The organism is Novosphingobium sp. BL-S-20 (genome assembly GCF_055521635.1).
In genome coordinates this window covers 671,694-687,921 of the sequence record NZ_CM145494.1, presented here as the reverse complement: position 1 = coordinate 687,921, position 16,228 = coordinate 671,694, and the positions used below count along the sequence as shown (strand labels likewise).

Genomic DNA, 16,228 nt, shown 5'->3' with positions numbered 1-16,228 from the left:
CGATATAGGACCGGTCGAGCGATCCGGCACCCACAACCCGTCACGAAATGTGAAAAGAAGCGATGGTGCCTTTTCGGCGACACTCGGGACGGCATTACGCCCCGAAGCGACCGACCGGTCCGTTCGGTGTTCGGCGGGGTTGTAACGGGATTTCTCTGCCGCGCAACATTCGTTTAACCGCGCGAAATTGATTAATTTGCACCTGACCATCGATGCCGCACCGAGCTGTCCAGCCCGGCCCTGTCGCCGTCCAGGGCGAGCCGCAGGAACGGCGCGAAAGTGCCCCCGAACAGGCTGCGGCCACGCGGCTTCGCAGGCGACGCTCCCACCCCGGCGCCGCCGCGATAATCGACGAAACTGGCCACTTGGAGATCGGGCAGGACCCACCAGCTATAGGCCTGCCACGGCGCCTCCGACGGATTGGCAAGAACCAGCCCATGGCCGTTGAGCAGCCGCCAGGGACCGCCGATCCCGGCTGCCACCGCACCGTAAAGCCCGGTCGGCGCGGTAATCCCCGGCGCGAAGACGGAAGACTGGGTGGACCAGAACAAGTAGCACAGGCCCCGGTGGAAGACGGCGTGAGGCCGCTCCAGCTCGTTGCTCACGCCGCCGGCCTCGACGATCGGCGGAAGCTTCCGGAAATGCCCGTCCGGTTGCTCCCGCGCCAGCCCGATCACGCCGTTGAAGGCGCCCTGGTCCGCCGCCGCAGAGGCCGTGAACAGCAGGTAGCGCGCGCCGTCCGCAGCGCGGAACAGCGAAGGATCGCGGAAGGCTTTGATCGCGCCTCCTCGCCCCTCGCCCTCGTGACGGGTCATGTAATGACGGTCAGCCGGCGCGACGATCTCACGCGGCGCGGACCATGCCGCGAAGACCGCCTCGCCATCCTCCAGCCGCGCGGTGCTCTCGATTATGCGCTGGCGGAACGAGCGGCCTGTCTCGCCGCGCTCCCCCGCTGCCGTGAAGCGCAAGGTGACGAGGCCCCGCTCCAGCGTGGCCGAGCCGGACCACTCGCGGCTGCCCGGCGTGAAACCCTCGTGGAATGTCGGTCCGAGATGCCGGAAGCGCCCGTCCTTGCGGTGGAAGTGGTGAATGCGCGCATGGTCGTGGCGCATCTCCGGATCATCGAAGGCAGGCGCGGCAAGCGCGAACCACAGTTCCCCGCTGCGCCAGCGGCAGGGCTGCCCCTCGACATCGGCGAGCGGCCAGGCATCCCAGACGTCGAGACCGGGCGCGATGCGGCGCACCTCCGATGCCTCGATCCTCGGCGCCCGGTCGAAAGCGCCTTCCTGCAACCGGGCGAGGTCGGCAGCGGTCCAGCGCAGCGGCACATGGGCAAGTCCGGCGATAGACATGAACGATCCCCCCTGCTTGAGAACGGACTGGTCGAGAACGGGAATATCCGGAAAAGATTAGCAATGGATTGCAGGGGAAATGCGAAACTTCGTCAAGTCCGCACAATACCTTAGCCCTCACGCGCAAGAGGCCGGCAAGGCAGGGTATTCCCGGATTCCGGCGGCGCTCGTTCCGTTTTAAGGGAAGCATTCCGCGAAAGCGTAACACAGGCAGACACAAATGGACTCGGCCAGTTCGAAAGGATGCCCATGGATCGAGGAGGTCAGCCAAAACTGCCGCTGCTGCGCATCTGCGAGATGAATCTGGGCTTTTTCGGACTGCAGTTCAGCTTCGGCCTGCAACAGGCGAACATGAGTCCGATCTATCGCATGCTCGGCGCGTCCGAGGCCCACCTTCCCCTGCTCTGGCTGGCGGGGCCGATGACCGGGCTGATCGTGCAGCCCGTGATCGGGGCGATGAGCGACCTTACGGTCTCGCGCTTCGGGCGGCGCGTGCCCTACCTGCTGATCGGCGCAGTGATCTGCTCGCTCTGCCTGCTCGCGATCCCGCATTCGCCCGCGCTCTGGGCCGCCGCGGCCCTGCTCTGGCTGCTCGATGCAGGCAACAACGCGACCATGGAGCCTTACCGCGCCTATGTGGCGGATCGACTCGCACCGGACCAGCGCGCCACCGGATTTCTGACCCAGAGCGCATTCACCGGCCTCGCCCAGACCCTTTCGTACCTCACGCCGTCGTTTCTCGCGATCCTGATCGACCGCGATCTGCTGGGCGGCAACGGCGTGCCGATCGTGATCCGCGCCGCCTTCGCGATCGGCGCGGTGCTCTCGCTGTCGACGGCGATCTGGTCGCTGCTGCGGGTGCCCGAACTGCCGCTGCCGGAAAGCCGGCGCACCGCCCTGGCCGCGCGGCCGCTCGCGCCCGCCGCCCTGCTCGGTGAAATCGTCGCGGCGCTGCGCGCGATGCCGCCGACGATGCGGCGACTGGCGCCGGCCATGCTCTGCCAATGGTATGCGATGTTCGTCTACTGGCAGTTCATCACCGACGCTCTCGCCCGCACCCTGCACAGCGATGCCGACCCCTCCGGCCCCGCCTATCGGGCCGCGACCTTGACCGCACAGCAGCTCGGCGCGCTCTACAATGTCGTCGCCTTCATCGCCGCGCTGGCGATGATCCCGCTCGTCCGCAGACTGGGCGCGGCATGGGTTCACCTGGCCTGCCTCTGCGCTTCGGGTCTGGCCATGCTGCTGATCCCGGCGGCAGGGTCGATGGGGCAACTGGCCCTGTTGATGATCGGTATAGGTCTGGGCTGGGGCGCCATGATGGGCAATCCCTATGTGATCCTGACCAGCGCGCTGCCGCCCGAGCGCACCGGCCTCTACATCGGCCTTTTCAATATTTTAATCGTGATCCCCATGTTGATCGAGACGGTAACGATGCCATTGTTCTATGAATCGCTTCTGGCCTCGGATCCGCGCAATGCCTTGGCCCTGAGCGGAATCCTGATGCTGGCGGGTGCCGGTGCGATGCTTTTCGTCACGCATCCGCATCATCGGCATTGCGAAGAACGTGTATTTTCAACAGATCACCCGTCACCGCCGGGGGCATGAGGCCGGGGGAATAGGGCCGCGAGACTGAAACCGTCCGCGGCCGGAAACAAAAAGAGGATGGGATGGCGGATAACGACGATCAGACGGTCACTACCAGAGGCACTGAGGACGGCCGGGAGAAAGCCGGTACCGCCTCCACAGCGGCGGAACGGCATGTCCGCACGCTCGCCGATCTCGCCCGCCTGGCCGGGGTCTCGGCTGGAACCGTCTCCCGCGCCCTTGCCGGCAAGACCCTCGTCAACGCCGAAACGCGCGACCGCATCCAGGCCCTCGCCCGTCACCACGGTTTCAAGCCGAACCAGATGGCCAGCAAGCTGCGCACCGGCCGCACCGGGGTGATCGGCGTGGTGATCCCGCTCGGCCACGAAAAGCGCCAGCAGATTTCCGACCCGTTCTTCCTCACTCTGCTCGGTCACCTCGCCGACGAACTGACCGAAAGCGGCTACGACATGATGCTCAGCCGCGCCCTGCCCGACGGGTCTGCCGACTGGCTGGAACGGATCAGCGGCTCGGGCATGGTGGATGGGATCATCGTCATCGGCCAGTCCGACCAGTTCCACGTCATAGAAAGCGTGGCCCAGAGCTATCGCCCCATGGTCGTCTGGGGCCATTACCGCAGCGGCCAGACCCACTGCGCGGTCGGCACCGACAACGAAGAAGGCGGCCGCATCGCCGTCGAGCATCTGCTGGCCTCCGGCGCGCGCAATCTTGCGTTCCTGGGCCAGACCGGCGGAATCGAGATCGCTACCCGCTATCGCGGCGCGGCCATGGCTGCCGAAGCCGCCGGGGCGCCGTTTACCCACCTTGCGGTCGAACTGGCCAGCGAAGCGATGGGTCCCCAGATCGAGCAGGCGCTGGCGCAGCGCGATCGGGCGATCGACGGGATCGTCGCCGCCTCGGACCTGCTCGCCATGTCGGCGCTGCGGGTGCTGCACGACATGGGCCACGCGGTGCCCGGCGATGTCCGCATCGTCGGCTTCGACGATCTCCCGCTCGCCGCCCAGACGACACCGCCGCTCACCACCATCCGCCAGGAAATCGCCGAAGGTGCCCGCGCTCTGGTCGACAGGCTGAAAGCCCGGATCGAGGGGCAGCCGGTGCAAAGCCTGGTGATGCCGCCCCGCCTCGTCGTGCGCCAGACCACCCGAAGCTGAAGGCGCCGCACCCGCTGCGGACTTGCAAACCGCGCCGTCCTCTCTACTTCCCGCTTTCGAATGCCTGGCTGAATCGCTAGGCCGAATCGGCGGTAACGGCGAGGATGAGGGGGAAATTTCGGTGTTCGGGGACGTAAGCGGGGCGGCGCCATGCTGATCGGTATCGATCTGGGCACCACCAACAGTGCCGTGGCGATCTGGCGCGATGGCGAGGCCGTTCTCGTTCCCAATGCCCTCGGCGATTTCCTCACCCCTTCCGCCGTCTCGATCGCGCGGGACGGGCAGGCCTGGATCGGCCGCCCCGCGCTGGACCGGCTGGCCACCCACCCGCAGGACACCGCCACCAGCTTCAAGCGCCTGATGGGCACGGCCAGCGCCACGCGCCTCGGCGGTAAGGACTACAAGGCCGAGGACCTCTCCGCCCTCGTGCTCGGCGCGCTGGCCGGCGATGTCGAGGCATTGACCGGCGAGCGACCCACCGAAGCGGTCGTCACCGTGCCCGCCTATTTCAACGACCGCCAGCGCAAGGCCACCCGCCGCGCGGGCGAACTGGCAGGTCTGACCGTCCGCCGCCTCATCAACGAGCCGACCGCCGCCGCGCTCGCCTTCGGCCTTCAGGACAAGGGCGACCGCGAGCCGTTCCTGGTCTTCGACCTCGGCGGCGGCACCTTCGACGTTTCCGTGGTCGAGATGTTCGACGGCGTGGTCGAAGTCCGCGCCTCGGCGGGCGACAACCGGCTCGGCGGCGACGACTTCGACCATGCGCTGGCCGCCATGGCCGGGCCGCGCATCGATCCAGGCCACCGTCTGGACGCCCTGCCCGCAGCCCAGCGCGAGGCCCTGCTCAAGCGCGCCGCCGAAACCTGCCGCCGCGCGCTCAGCACCGCGGGCGAGGCGGAGTTCGCCCTGGTTCTCGGCGAGGAGCGCCTTGCCGCCACCATCACCGAAGCCGAATTCGAAAGCGCCTGCGAACCGCTGCTGCGGCGCCTGCGCGAACCCGTGGTGCGTGCCCTGCGCGACTGCGCGATCGATGCCTCGGAGCTGTCCGAAATCGTGCTCGTCGGCGGCGCCACCCGCATGCCGGTGGTACGCCGCGCGATCACCCGCCTGTTCGGCCGCTTTCCCAATGCCTCGGTCCACCCCGACCATGCGGTGGCGCTCGGCGCGGCGATGCAGGCGGCGCTGGTCGGACGCGACGCTGCGCTCGACGAGATCCGCATCACCGACGTCTGCCCCTTCACCCTTGGCGTCGAAGTGGCCGAGCAGGACGGCCACGGCGGCCTCCAGCGCGGGCTGTTCTCGCCGGTGATCGAGCGCAACACCCCCGTTCCGGTCTCGCGGATGAACACGTATTCCACGCTGGGCGACAACCAGAAGACGCTGGAATTCGGCATCTATCAGGGCGAGGCCCGCGAAGTGCGCGGCAATGTGAAGCTCGGCCATATCGCCATTCCGGTGCCGCCGCGTCCAGCGGGGGAAGTCTCGGCGCAAGTGCGCTTCTCCTACGACAGTTCCGGCCTGCTGGAGATCGACGTTCATGTCCCGGCGAGCGGTGTCGAGCGCAATCTCGTGATCGTCGACGAGGAAGACCGTCCCGGCCGCAAGGAACTGGATAGCCGCCGCGCCGCGCTGGCGAAGCTCAAGTTCCACCCGCGCGAGGACGCCGGGAACGTCGCAGTCATGACCCGCGCCGAGCGCTGCTACGAAGACCATATCGGCGATGTCCGGCAGGCGATCGGCCACTGGATCACCTTGTTCGCAGGCGCGCTCGACACGCAGGACCCGCGCCGCATCGCCGATGCCCGCGCGATGCTGGTCGCCCGGCTCGACGAAGTGGAAAGCGTGACGCCGCTATGAGCGGGACGCCCTGGTCCATCCTCGGCATCGGCAGAACCGCCGACGCCGCCGCGATCCGCAAGGCCTATGCCGTGCGGCTGAAAGCAATGGACGTGGACAAAGATGTCGAGGGCTTCGCGCAGCTGCGTCAGGCCCGCGACCAGGCTCTGCGGCTGGCGCGAAACCTCGCCGCCACGGAAGAGCCCGCCCAACCGGAACCGGAATCGGAGGAAGAACCGGAATTCGGCCCCTCGCCCGATGCGCCGCCGCGCTGGACTTATGCCGCGCCGCAGCTCTCCGGCGACTGGAGCCGCGCCGATCTGGCCGCCCGCCCCGGCGAGCCGGACGACACGACGATGCTCGGCCGCATGGCCTGGGCCGCCGCCGCCGTGCGCGAGGGCGTGAGCGGCGCGGGCATTCCGCTCACCACGATCGACCCCTTCACCGCCCCCTTGCTGCATGGCAATCACGCCGCCGACGACACGCTGGGCCTGCGTCCGGGCGAGACTCCGGCGGAACGACTGGCGATCCTGCTCGATCCCGAGCGTGAGACCGCCGCCGAACCGCTCACCGAGGCCGAGGCCCGGCAGGCGACCCGCGCCTTGCGCAAGATCCTGGACGATGCCGCGCAGGCGCAGATCACCCGCGCCCAGCAGATCGAGGACTGGCTGGCCGAAGTGCTCGCGCGCGGCTGGCCGCGTTCGGCACCGCTGCTGGAGGACGCCAATGCCGCCTTCGGCTGGGAGCGCGAATGGGCCGCCCACGACGCGCGCGCCGGTGTCGCCTTCCTCGGCGCGCGCCTGCGCGGCTATCGCTTCCAGCAAAGCGTGCTCCAGCCCGGCCATCGCTATCACAAGGCGTGGAACGAACTCGTCCGCCCTGGCCGGGCCAGCCGCTTTCGCCTGTTGCGCGGCCCGGCGCAGGGCGAAGTCGATAGCCTGCTGCGCGGCGTGCGGCAGAACTTCCCCGAACTGGAGACCCATTTCGCACCGGAACGTGTCGCTTCCTGGGAGGGCGGAAATCCTTTCGCCTCGGGCCTGCTGATCTTCTTCGGGGTGATCGCGCTCGGCGTCGTCATCGCCTTGGCCAACAGCTCTTCCGGAGGCGGTTCACTGGAGCACGACACCTGGCAGGCGATGCAGGCCGCCGTTCCCGAGGCTTTCGGGGAAGGCCACGATTCGTCCTGGCTCTGGGACAAGCAGCCGGAACTGGCAGGCGTGCTGAACGCCCAGGCCCGTACCCTCCTGGAAAACGGCGATAGCAAGGCGGCGGTCGTGGACAAGGTCGTGGAGATCGTGCGCGGGCGCAGCTTCTTCAACGGACGCGAACTGGCGGGCGGCGACCTCGACACCGCGATGCATCTGCGCCTCGCCCAGCTCAGGGCGGCACAGAGCCGCAGCGCCGCCACCTGTATCGATGTGCGCAAGACCGGCGTGCTCCACGGCGCGATCCCGCTTTCAGAGGAACTACGCGGACAGGAACGCGCCTTCGCGGCGCATCTCGCGGAAACCGGCAAGCTGGGCCGCCCCGAGGACCACGGCGAGCGTTCGGCCAGGGTGCCAGGCAAGCTGATCGATCAGGTCGTCGCCGCCACCCGGCTCAGCCGCGATACCGTGCAACAGGCGATGTCGGGCAAGGGCGACGATGCCGCCGGCTGCGCGGTCACGATCGCCCTACTGGACCGCACGCTTGTCTGGGAAGGCGAGAACCGCCGCGAGATTTTGATGACGCTCTAAGGCGTCAGAGCGCCAGTCCCGCCGCCCGCGCACTGGCCCAGGCCCACTGGAAGTTGTAACCACCGAGCCAGCCGGTCACGTCCGCCGCCTCGCCGATCACGTAAAGCCCCGGAGCCTTGCGCGCTTCCATGGTCTTCGACGAAAGACCGGCGGTATCGATCCCACCCGCCGTCACTTCCGCCTTGGCGAAACCTTCGGAACCGTCCGGCACGAACGGCCAGCGCGCCAGCCGGGCTTCGGCGGCGGCCAGCGCCTTGTCGGACATCGCGCCAAGTTCGCCGGAGAGGCCGAGCCTCTCGCAGAGCACGTCCACCAGTCGCTCCGGCAGGCCTTCGCCGAGCACTTTGCGCAGGCTGATGCGCGGACGTTCGCGCTTGGCTTCCCGAAGCCAGCCTTCGGCGCGGTCCGGCAGGAACTGGGTCGTCACCGTCTGGCCGCGCTGCCAGTAGCTCGAAATCTGGAGGATCGCCGGGCCGGAAAGCCCGCGGTGGGTGAACAGCGCCGCCTCGCGGAACGCTGCCTTGCCGCACCGGGCCACCACTTCGGTGGAGACGCCGGAAAGATCGCGGAACAGCGCCTCCTCGCCCGCCAGCGTCAGCGGCACCAGCGCCGGACGCGGCTGGACGACCTTGAGGCCGAACTTTCGCGCGAGGTCATAGGCCACCCCGGTCGCGCCCATCTTGGGGATCGACGGCCCGCCGGTGGCGATCACCAGTGCCGGCGCCGTGGCGACCCGTGTACCGAAAGCCACGCGGTAGAGGCCGTCGCCATGCCCGATCTCACCGAGGGCATCGCCGCAGTTCACCTCGACGCCGCCCTTGGCGCATTCCTCCAGCAGCATGGCGACGATCTGCTTCGCCGAGCCGTCGCAGAAAAGCTGGCCCAGCGTCTTCTCGTGCCAGGCGATGCCGTAGGCATCCACCATCGCGATGAAATCGGCGGCGGTGTAGCGGCTCAGCGCCGACTTGGCGAAATGGGCATTGCCCGAGAGGTAGCGGTCAGGCGCCGTGTGGATATTGGTGAAGTTGCAGCGCCCGCCGCCCGAGATCAGGATCTTCTTGCCCGGCTGGTCGGCATGGTCGAGCAGCAGCACCCGCTTGCCGCGCTGCCCGGCGGTCGCCGCGCAGAACAGCCCGGCGGCGCCCGCGCCGAGGACGATGGCGTCGTAAGTCTCGGTCACTGGTCGGATGCAATCCCGGTTTGTGTCGAGGTCGGGGTCGGGGCCAGTTCCAGCGCCAGCGCCTCGGCCACGCGGATGCCGTCCACCGCCGCCGAGAGGATACCGCCCGCATAGCCCGCACCCTCGCCCGCGGGGTAAAGCCCCCGTGTGTTGAGGCTTTGCAGGTCCCGCCCGCGGGTGATCCGCACCGGCGAGGAGGTGCGCGTCTCCACGCCCGTCATCACAACGTCGGGATGGTCGTAGCCCGGCACCTGACGGCCGAACACCGGCAGCGCCTCGCGGATGGCATCGACCACGAAGTCGGGCAGGCACTGCTTGAGTTCGGTCAGGTGGACGCCCGGCTGATAGCTGGGGATCACTTCGCCGAACTCGGTCGAGGGGCGGTCGGCCAGGAAGTCGCCCAGCTTCTGACCCGGCGCCTTGTAGTTCTCGCCGCCCGCCTTGTAGGCCAGTTCCTCGAACTTGCGCTGGAAGGCCACGCCCGCCAGCGGATCGCCGGGGTAGTCCTTGTCCGGATCGATATCGACGACAAGGCCGGAATTGGCGTTGAACTCGGCGCGCGAATACTGGCTCATGCCGTTGGTGACGACCCGGCCCGGCTCGCTCGCCGCCGCCACCACGCGCCCGCCGGGGCACATGCAGAAGCTGTAGACGGTGCGCCCGTTGGAGGCCTTGTGCGCGATCGAATAGGCCGCCGCACCGAGGATCTTGTTGCCCGCATTGTCGCCGTAGCGCGCGGTGTCGATCCAGCTCTGGGGATGCTCGATGCGCACGCCGATCGCGAAGGGCTTGGCTTCGATATAGACACCGCGTTCGTGCAGCACCTCGAATGTATCGCGCGCCGAGTGGCCAACCGCCATGATGACGTGGCTGGCAGGCAGGTACTCGCCGTTCGACAGGTGCAGGCCGGTGATCCGGCGCTCGCCGTCATCGCTCGCGGCGATCTCGAAGTCGTCGACGCGGGTGCCGAAGCGGTATTCGCCGCCGAGCTGCTCGATCGTCTCGCGCATCGACATCACCATCGTTACCAGACGGAAGGTGCCGATATGCGGGTGCGCCTCGGTAAGGATGTCGTCGGGCGCGCCGGCCTTGACGAATTCGGTCAGGACCTTGCGCCCGAGATGGCGGCTGTCCTTGATGCGGCTGTAGAGCTTGCCGTCGGAGAAGGTGCCCGCGCCGCCCTCGCCGAACTGGACGTTGCTTTCGGTGTCCAGCACCGAGCGGCGCCACAGGCCCCAGGTGTCCTTGGTCCGCTCGCGCACGGCCTTGCCGCGCTCGACGATGATCGGCCGGAAGCCCATCTGCGCCAGCACCAGAGCCGCCAGCAGCCCGCAGGGACCGGCGCCGATCACCACCGGACGCGGCCCGTCGAAGCCTTCGGGGGCGTGAGTGACGAACTTGTACGAGGTATCCGGCGTGGGCCGCACATGCTGGTCGCCGTGGTGGGCGGCGAGCACTTTCGCCTCGTCCTTCACCACGAGGTCGAGCGTGTAGACCAGCTTGATCGCGTTCTTGCGCCGCGCGTCATTGCCCCGGCGCACCACGGTGACGCGCTCCAGTTCGTCCGAGGCGATTCCCAGCCGCGCGCAGACGGCGGCGTCGAGGTCCTCGGAAGCATGGTCGAGCGGCAGGGTAAGGTCGGACAAGCGTAACATCCGCGCGCCCTTATACCCGTTCGGCCCGCGACGCCACGGATTTGCGGGAGAACCCGCCGCTATGTCTTCTTCCGCGCCGCGCGGACCGGCGCCCGCGCGAAGCTCCAGCCACCCGCATTGGGCCGCGCCACGAGGTCGCCGATCGAGGCCGGGCGCCCTTCGCCAAGGCTTTCCAGCAGCCGCGCCACGGCGCTGCCGCGCGGCTCCTCGCCGCCGAGTTCGGTGACGCAGCGCGCCAGCACGCGCAGCACCACCGCGCGCGGTGCCTGGGGGCGATAGCGCAGGCCCATCGGCTCCTTGCTCACGCAGGAACGCCATTCCAGCGCCGCCATCCATTCGAGCGCGGCATCGGCTTCGGCGAGATGCTCGGCGCTGCGGGCCATAGCGGCAACGTCCAGCCAGTCCGCCCCGGCGAGCGCCTTGCGGATGCGCACCCGGTCGAAGCGATCGTTCGTATTGCTGGGGTCCTGCACGGTCGCGACACCGGCCTGCTCCACCACGGCCCCAAGCTCGGCGCGGCGCCAGTCGAGCACCGGGCGCAGCAGCGGGATCGCGGTGCCGGGCACCACCCCGCGCCCGCGCGCGCCCGCCAGACCGGCGACGCCGCTGGCGCGGTTGAGGCGCATGAGCAGGGTCTCGGCCTGGTCGTCGGCATGGTGCGCGGTGGCGAGCGCAGCGAGACCCCGGCGCTCGATCCACGCCGCCATCGCCCCATAGCGTGCTGCGCGCGCCTCGGCCTGGACATTGCCCGGCGCGACTTCGACCTTCAGGGTTTCGTGCAGAACCCCGAGCCTTGCGCAGAGCGCCGCGACTCCGGCAGCTTCCTCGGCGCTTTCGGAGCGCAGCCCGTGATCGACCGTCGCCGCCTCCACCCGCCCCGGCAGGGCGGCATGAGCCAGCAGCAGCAGCGCAGTGCTGTCCGGCCCGCCGGAAACGGCCACGGCCAGCCGGGCGTCACTCTCGATCTCCGGCCAGACCGCCGCCAGCCCGGCCCGAAACCGCTGGACGGTCTCGGGTGTAAAGGCAGCGGTCAGCACCGGATCAGGCGCACTTGAGTCCATTGCGCGTGGAATCGTAGGTGCTCTTGAGGCGACCGGCAGCCTCTGCCGCATAAGTCTCGCTGAATTCTGCCAGCGCGATGCAGGCGCGCTTGCTGTCCTTGAGCTGCTTCATCGAGACGGCGAGGTAGAGCAGGCTGTCCGGCGCACGATCGCCGCGCTTGTCGGTCTGGTAGTTCTGAACGAACCACTTGGCGCCTTCCATCGCGTTGCCGTCGTCGAGATAGGCGCGGCCGAGCAGGTTGCGACCCCAGCTGGCGCGGGCGTGCTTGGGATACTTTTCAAGGTAGAGCTTCAGCTGCTGCTGGGCCTCGGGATAGAACTTCGCTTCCCAGAGGCGGAAGCCGTAGCTGTATTCGTCGTCGGCGGCATCGCCGGTCTGCGGCTTGACGATCGCGCGAACCGCCTCGATCCGCGAGTTCGACGGCGCAGCCGGACGCGAGGGAGCCGTGGCTATCGGAATCGGCGCAGGCGCGGGCGACAGGCCGGAAGCGGGCTGCTGCTGGATCGGCGCGGGCGACATCGCACCCGGCTCCGGCGCGGCGGCGGCACCGGCGGCCAGACGCGCTTCAAGCTGATTGATGCGATTGGTGTTCTGCTCGACTTGCGAAGTCAGCTGGCGCAACTGGCCTTCCACCGCGTCGATGCGGACAAGCACATCGGCGATCGGCGTCGAGGCGGGCTGACCCGGCATCGGCGTAGGGGTCGGCGTGGCGGGCGTGATCTGCGGTTCGAAGAACTTGCCGTCGCCGCCCGGAAACACCTTGCGCTGGAGGGCGCGCACTTCGGATTCCACCTTGTTCAGGCGGGCATTGGTGTTGTCCTGCGCCTGGGCGGGCAGGCTTGCACCCACCAGCACGAGCGCAACCACGCTCGTCGCGGCGAGGCGCATACGGCGCAGGTCCATGGAAAAACGGTTCATCGCCAAGTCTACTCCGTGTCAGGGCGCCCCGCGCGCCCTATCGGGTTCCGCGACGCCATGGACAGGAGAAACGGAACCGCTCGTTAACCAGAAATGTCTTGCAGACGGAATTGCCGCAAGCGCCGCCCTCTTGTCGAGGCAGGCTCAGTTGGAAGTGGTGGAAAGCGGTGCCGGAACCGAGGCGCCCGCGGTGGGAACCGCTGGCGCCGGAGTGGGTGCCGAGACCGGCGCCGTGGCCTGTCCCCGCGCCAGCAGGTCGGCGGGAAGCAGCGAGACGCCGGACATCACCGTGGGCTTGGTCGCCAGCGGTGCGAGCGCCTTGCCGCCGACTGTGATAGCCAGACCGTCAGGACGGCCAAGACGCAGTTGCGGCGCCTGCGCGCCTTGCGGCACGGTCCAGCTTTCGCCCTGCTTCAGCGTCTTTTCCAGCAGCTTGCCGGTCTTGTCGGTCACGCGCAGCCAGACGCCATCGACCGTGGCGGTCAGCACGACCGGGCCGTTCGTCGGTTGGGGTGCAGGCGCCGGGGCCTGCGTCGCGGCGACCGTGGCGGCGGGCTTCGGTGCGTCGGACGTCAGATCGGGAAGCTGCCCCTCGGGTGAGAGATAGCTGCTCCAGAATACCAGCAGCAGCGCGATCACCACCACCGCACCGGCTGCGGCAACCCAGGCAAGGCGCACGGAAGGCACGCGGGCCGGATCGCCCGGCTCGAAATGCGGCACGACAACCGGCTCGCGCACGCCTTCGGCATCGAGCTGGATACGGACCTGTTCGGCGATCGCCTTGTCGTCCAGCCCCAGCGCGCGGGCATAAGTGCGTGAAAAACCAACGGCATAGGTGCGCGCGGCAAGGTCGCCCAGCCGGTCTTCCTCGATGGCGGAGAGGTGGCGCTCGGCGATCCTCGTCTTGACGGCGATCTGCGCGAGGGTCAGCCCCGCCGCTTCGCGCGCCTTGCGCAAGGTCGCACCGACCGTGGACGACGACGTTCCGGCCGCAGCACTGGCCAAACCTTCGGACGGCCCTTGATTTTCAACGTTTTCCATTCCGCTCCCGAAGGGATGGTAGATCTGAACCTGACGGGAATCCACCAAACCGCGGAAGAATCGAAAGTCAATCACGATAGAACGGACAACTCGATTGCTTTGCGGTGGATGCGACCCCGTGCACGGCGGGTAACATCCTCGCAAGTCCGCTTTATGTCAATTCTCGCTCAAGGCGGGAATCGGGGGAAATCCGGAGAAAATTCGGCATTTCCCCAACGGCCTCTTGCCGCCGCCCGCCTTCGCGGGGGCGACGGAGGGGCTTATTTGAGAGCGCCGGATCGCTTCAGCCATGACGGAAGACGTCTGATCGCCCGGAAGAAACCTCAATCCACCGAGATATCGCGCTCGGTTGCCCATGCGGTGAGCGCCGCGCGCATGTCTTGCGGCGGATGGGCCAGCCACTCTGCCATGGCCGCCTCGATCTCACCGAGATCGATCTGACCGACGAGGTCCTTGATCGGCCCGACCGAAGCCGGGGTGATCGACAGGCGGCGGATGCCGAGGCCGAGCAGCGCCAGCGCTTCCAGACGGCGACCGCCCATCTCGCCGCAGACTGCGACATCGACATTGTGCCCTTCGACGCTGCGGACCACCCGGCGCAGGAAACGCAGGATCGCCGGGCTTACCCAGTCGTAGCGCTCGGCCAGCTTGGGGTTGGCGCGGTCGGCGGCGAAGAGGAACTGGGTGAGATCGTTGGTGCCGATCGACAGGAACGAGATTTTCGGCGCCAGCAGGTCGAGCTGCTCGGCCAGCGCCGGGACTTCGAGCATGATCCCGTAGTGGATCGCCTCGGGAAGCAGCTTCTTCTGACTGCGCAGGAAGGCCAGCTGCTTTTCGAAGACGGCCTTGGCCTGATCGAATTCCCAGGGCTCGGCGACGAGCGGGAACATCACATGGAGCGTGCGCCCGCCCGCCGCTTCGAGCAGTGCGCGGGCCTGGACCTTGAGCAGCCCCTCGCGTTCGAGCGCGACGCGCAGCGCGCGCCAGCCCATTGCCGGGTTCTCCTCGCCCTCGCCGTCGTCATGGCGGAGGTACGGCAGGGTCTTGTCGCCGCCGATATCGACGGTGCGGAACTTCACCGGCTTGTCCCCGGCAGCCTCCATCACGTCGCGATAGAGCCGCGTCTGCCGCTCGCGCGAGGGCAGCGTGGCCGAGACGAGGAACTGGAACTCGGTGCGGAACAGGCCGATGCCGTCGGCGCCGGTCTGGCTGAGATTGGCGATATCGTCGCGCAGGCCGGCGTTGATCGTGACCTGAATGCGGGTGCCGTCGCGCGTGGTCGGCTGGACTTCGCGCAAGGCGGCATAGGCGGCCTGACGCTCGCGGCTCTTGGCGAAGCGCGCCTCGAAAGCCTCGATCACCCCGGCCGGGGGACGGACCATCGCGCTGGCCTGATCGGCGTCGAGCAGGAGCTGGTCGCCCTCGCGCACGACGCCGCGCAGGCCGCGCACGCGCCCGAGCACCGGAATGCCCATGGCCCGCGCGACGATCACGACATGGCTGGTGAGCGAGCCTTCCTCGAGGATCACGCCCTTGAGGCGGCGCTTGTCGTATTCGAGCAGTTCGGCCGGGCCGAGGTTGCGGGCGATCAGGATTGCATCGTTGCGCAGGCCCAGCGAGGCGGCGGTGCCGATCTGGCCGGAGACGATCCGCAGCAAGCGGTTCGCCAGATCCTCCAAATCGTGCATGCGGTCCGCCAGCAGGGGATCGTCGATCTGGCGCATGCGCATGCGGGTACGCTGCTGCACGCGCTCGATCGCGGCTTCGGCGGTGAGGCCGGAATCGATCGCCTCGTTGATCCGCCGCGTCCAGCCTTCATCGTAAGCGAACATGCGGTAGGTATCGAGCACTTCCTCATGCTCGCCGCCCATGCCGAATTCGGCCTGGCTGGCCATGCGGTCGATCTGCTCGCGCATCTTGTCGAACGCGTGGATCACGCGCTGGCGCTCGGCCTCGGTATCCTCGGCGACGACATGCTCGATATTGACGCGCGGCTGGTGATAGACGGCCTGCCCTGAAGCGAGGCCCTTCACCAGCGTCAGCCCGCGCAGCTGCTCCGGCCCGGTCTGCGCCGCGCCCGGCCCGTGGACATCGACCTCGTCGATCAGGTCGGCATTGGTGATGAGCTCGGAGAGGACCATGGCGACCGTCTGGAGCGCCTCGATCTCGACTTCCTCGTAGCGGCGCGGCTCGACATGCTGGACGCAGAGCACGCCCGCCGCCCGTTCGCGGCGGACGATCGGCACGCCCGCGAAGGAGTGGAAGCGGTCCTCGCCGGTTTCGGGGCGATAGGAAAAGTCCGGATGCGCGGCGGCTTCGGCGAGGTTCAGCGTCTCGATCCGGTCGGCGATCGAGCCGACGAGGCCTTCGCCCACCGCCATGCGGGTGACGTGGACGGCTTCCTGCGCCAGACCGCGCGTCGCGAACAGTTCCAGCATGCCTTCGCGCAGGAGGTAGATCGAGCAGACCTCGCTGTTGAGGCATTCGCCGATCACTTCGACCACGGTATTCAGCTTGGCCTGGGCGTGATTTCGCGACGCCATGACCTCGTGGAGGCGGGTGAGGATGTTTCGTGCTGCTTCGACGGCGCCGCTGGTCATGAAACCCGAGTAACCCAAAGCGAGCGCTTTGGAAACGCGGTGCCGGTTAAAAGATGTGTTAGCGGGGAAAGGGAAGTTTGCACTCC

General features: G+C 68.1%; 11 protein-coding genes. 4 read left to right on the top strand and 7 right to left on the bottom strand.

Annotated features, from left to right (window positions below; translation table 11 throughout):
- Positions 1-191: 191 nt before the first annotated feature.
- Positions 192-1,352: a glycoside hydrolase family 68 protein gene (locus tag ACZ1II_RS10930; RefSeq protein ID WP_465146457.1), complete on the bottom strand. Its 1,161-nt coding sequence runs from the start codon at positions 1,350-1,352 to the stop codon at positions 192-194.
- Between the two features lie 249 nt (positions 1,353-1,601).
- Here ACZ1II_RS10930 and ACZ1II_RS10925 point away from each other — a divergent pair, with 249 nt between their 5' ends.
- The 4 genes from ACZ1II_RS10925 to ACZ1II_RS10910 all read left to right on the top strand — a co-directional run bounded on the left by ACZ1II_RS10925 (position 1,602) and on the right by ACZ1II_RS10910 (position 7,686).
- Positions 1,602-2,960 (top strand): MFS transporter, encoded by a 1,359-nt coding sequence (locus ACZ1II_RS10925; RefSeq protein ID WP_465146456.1) that lies wholly within the window; start codon positions 1,602-1,604, stop codon positions 2,958-2,960.
- Positions 2,961-3,022: 62 nt separating this feature from the next.
- Positions 3,023-4,114: a LacI family DNA-binding transcriptional regulator gene (locus tag ACZ1II_RS10920; protein WP_465146455.1), complete on the top strand. Its 1,092-nt coding sequence runs from the start codon at positions 3,023-3,025 to the stop codon at positions 4,112-4,114.
- A 150-nt stretch (positions 4,115-4,264) separates the two neighbouring features.
- A complete protein-coding gene (locus ACZ1II_RS10915; protein ID WP_465146454.1) occupies positions 4,265-5,971 on the top strand; it encodes an Hsp70 family protein in 1,707 nt (568 codons plus the stop codon).
- Entirely contained in the window at positions 5,968-7,686 is a 1,719-nt protein-coding gene (locus ACZ1II_RS10910; RefSeq protein WP_465146453.1) for a hypothetical protein, read from the top strand. The genes ACZ1II_RS10915 and ACZ1II_RS10910 overlap by 4 nt, the downstream gene beginning before the upstream one ends.
- A gap of 4 nt (positions 7,687-7,690) precedes the next feature.
- On the opposite strand, the gene ACZ1II_RS10905 is transcribed toward ACZ1II_RS10910, so the two are convergent.
- The 6 genes from ACZ1II_RS10905 to ptsP all read right to left on the bottom strand — a co-directional run bounded on the left by ACZ1II_RS10905 (position 7,691) and on the right by ptsP (position 16,142).
- Positions 7,691-8,866 carry a BaiN/RdsA family NAD(P)/FAD-dependent oxidoreductase gene (locus ACZ1II_RS10905; RefSeq protein ID WP_465146452.1) on the bottom strand — a complete coding sequence of 392 codons (1,176 nt, stop codon included), beginning with the start codon at positions 8,864-8,866 and terminating at the stop codon, positions 7,691-7,693.
- Positions 8,863-10,521 carry an NAD(P)/FAD-dependent oxidoreductase gene (locus ACZ1II_RS10900; RefSeq protein WP_465146451.1) on the bottom strand — a complete coding sequence of 553 codons (1,659 nt, stop codon included), beginning with the start codon at positions 10,519-10,521 and terminating at the stop codon, positions 8,863-8,865. The genes ACZ1II_RS10905 and ACZ1II_RS10900 overlap by 4 nt, the downstream gene beginning before the upstream one ends.
- Positions 10,522-10,580: 59 nt before the next feature.
- Positions 10,581-11,582, bottom strand: a complete 1,002-nt coding sequence (gene tilS, locus ACZ1II_RS10895) for a tRNA lysidine(34) synthetase TilS (protein ID WP_465146450.1) — start codon at positions 11,580-11,582, stop codon at positions 10,581-10,583.
- Positions 11,563-12,501: a tetratricopeptide repeat protein gene (locus ACZ1II_RS10890; protein WP_465146449.1), complete on the bottom strand. Its 939-nt coding sequence runs from the start codon at positions 12,499-12,501 to the stop codon at positions 11,563-11,565. The genes tilS and ACZ1II_RS10890 overlap by 20 nt, the downstream gene beginning before the upstream one ends.
- A gap of 144 nt (positions 12,502-12,645) precedes the next feature.
- Positions 12,646-13,506 carry a helix-turn-helix domain-containing protein gene (locus ACZ1II_RS10885; protein WP_465146448.1) on the bottom strand — a complete coding sequence of 287 codons (861 nt, stop codon included), beginning with the start codon at positions 13,504-13,506 and terminating at the stop codon, positions 12,646-12,648.
- Between the two features lie 359 nt (positions 13,507-13,865).
- The gene (gene ptsP, locus ACZ1II_RS10880) at positions 13,866-16,142 is read right to left on the bottom strand and encodes a phosphoenolpyruvate--protein phosphotransferase (protein WP_465146447.1); all 2,277 of its coding nucleotides are present in this window, start codon (positions 16,140-16,142) and stop codon (positions 13,866-13,868) included.
- Positions 16,143-16,228 lie beyond the last annotated feature (86 nt).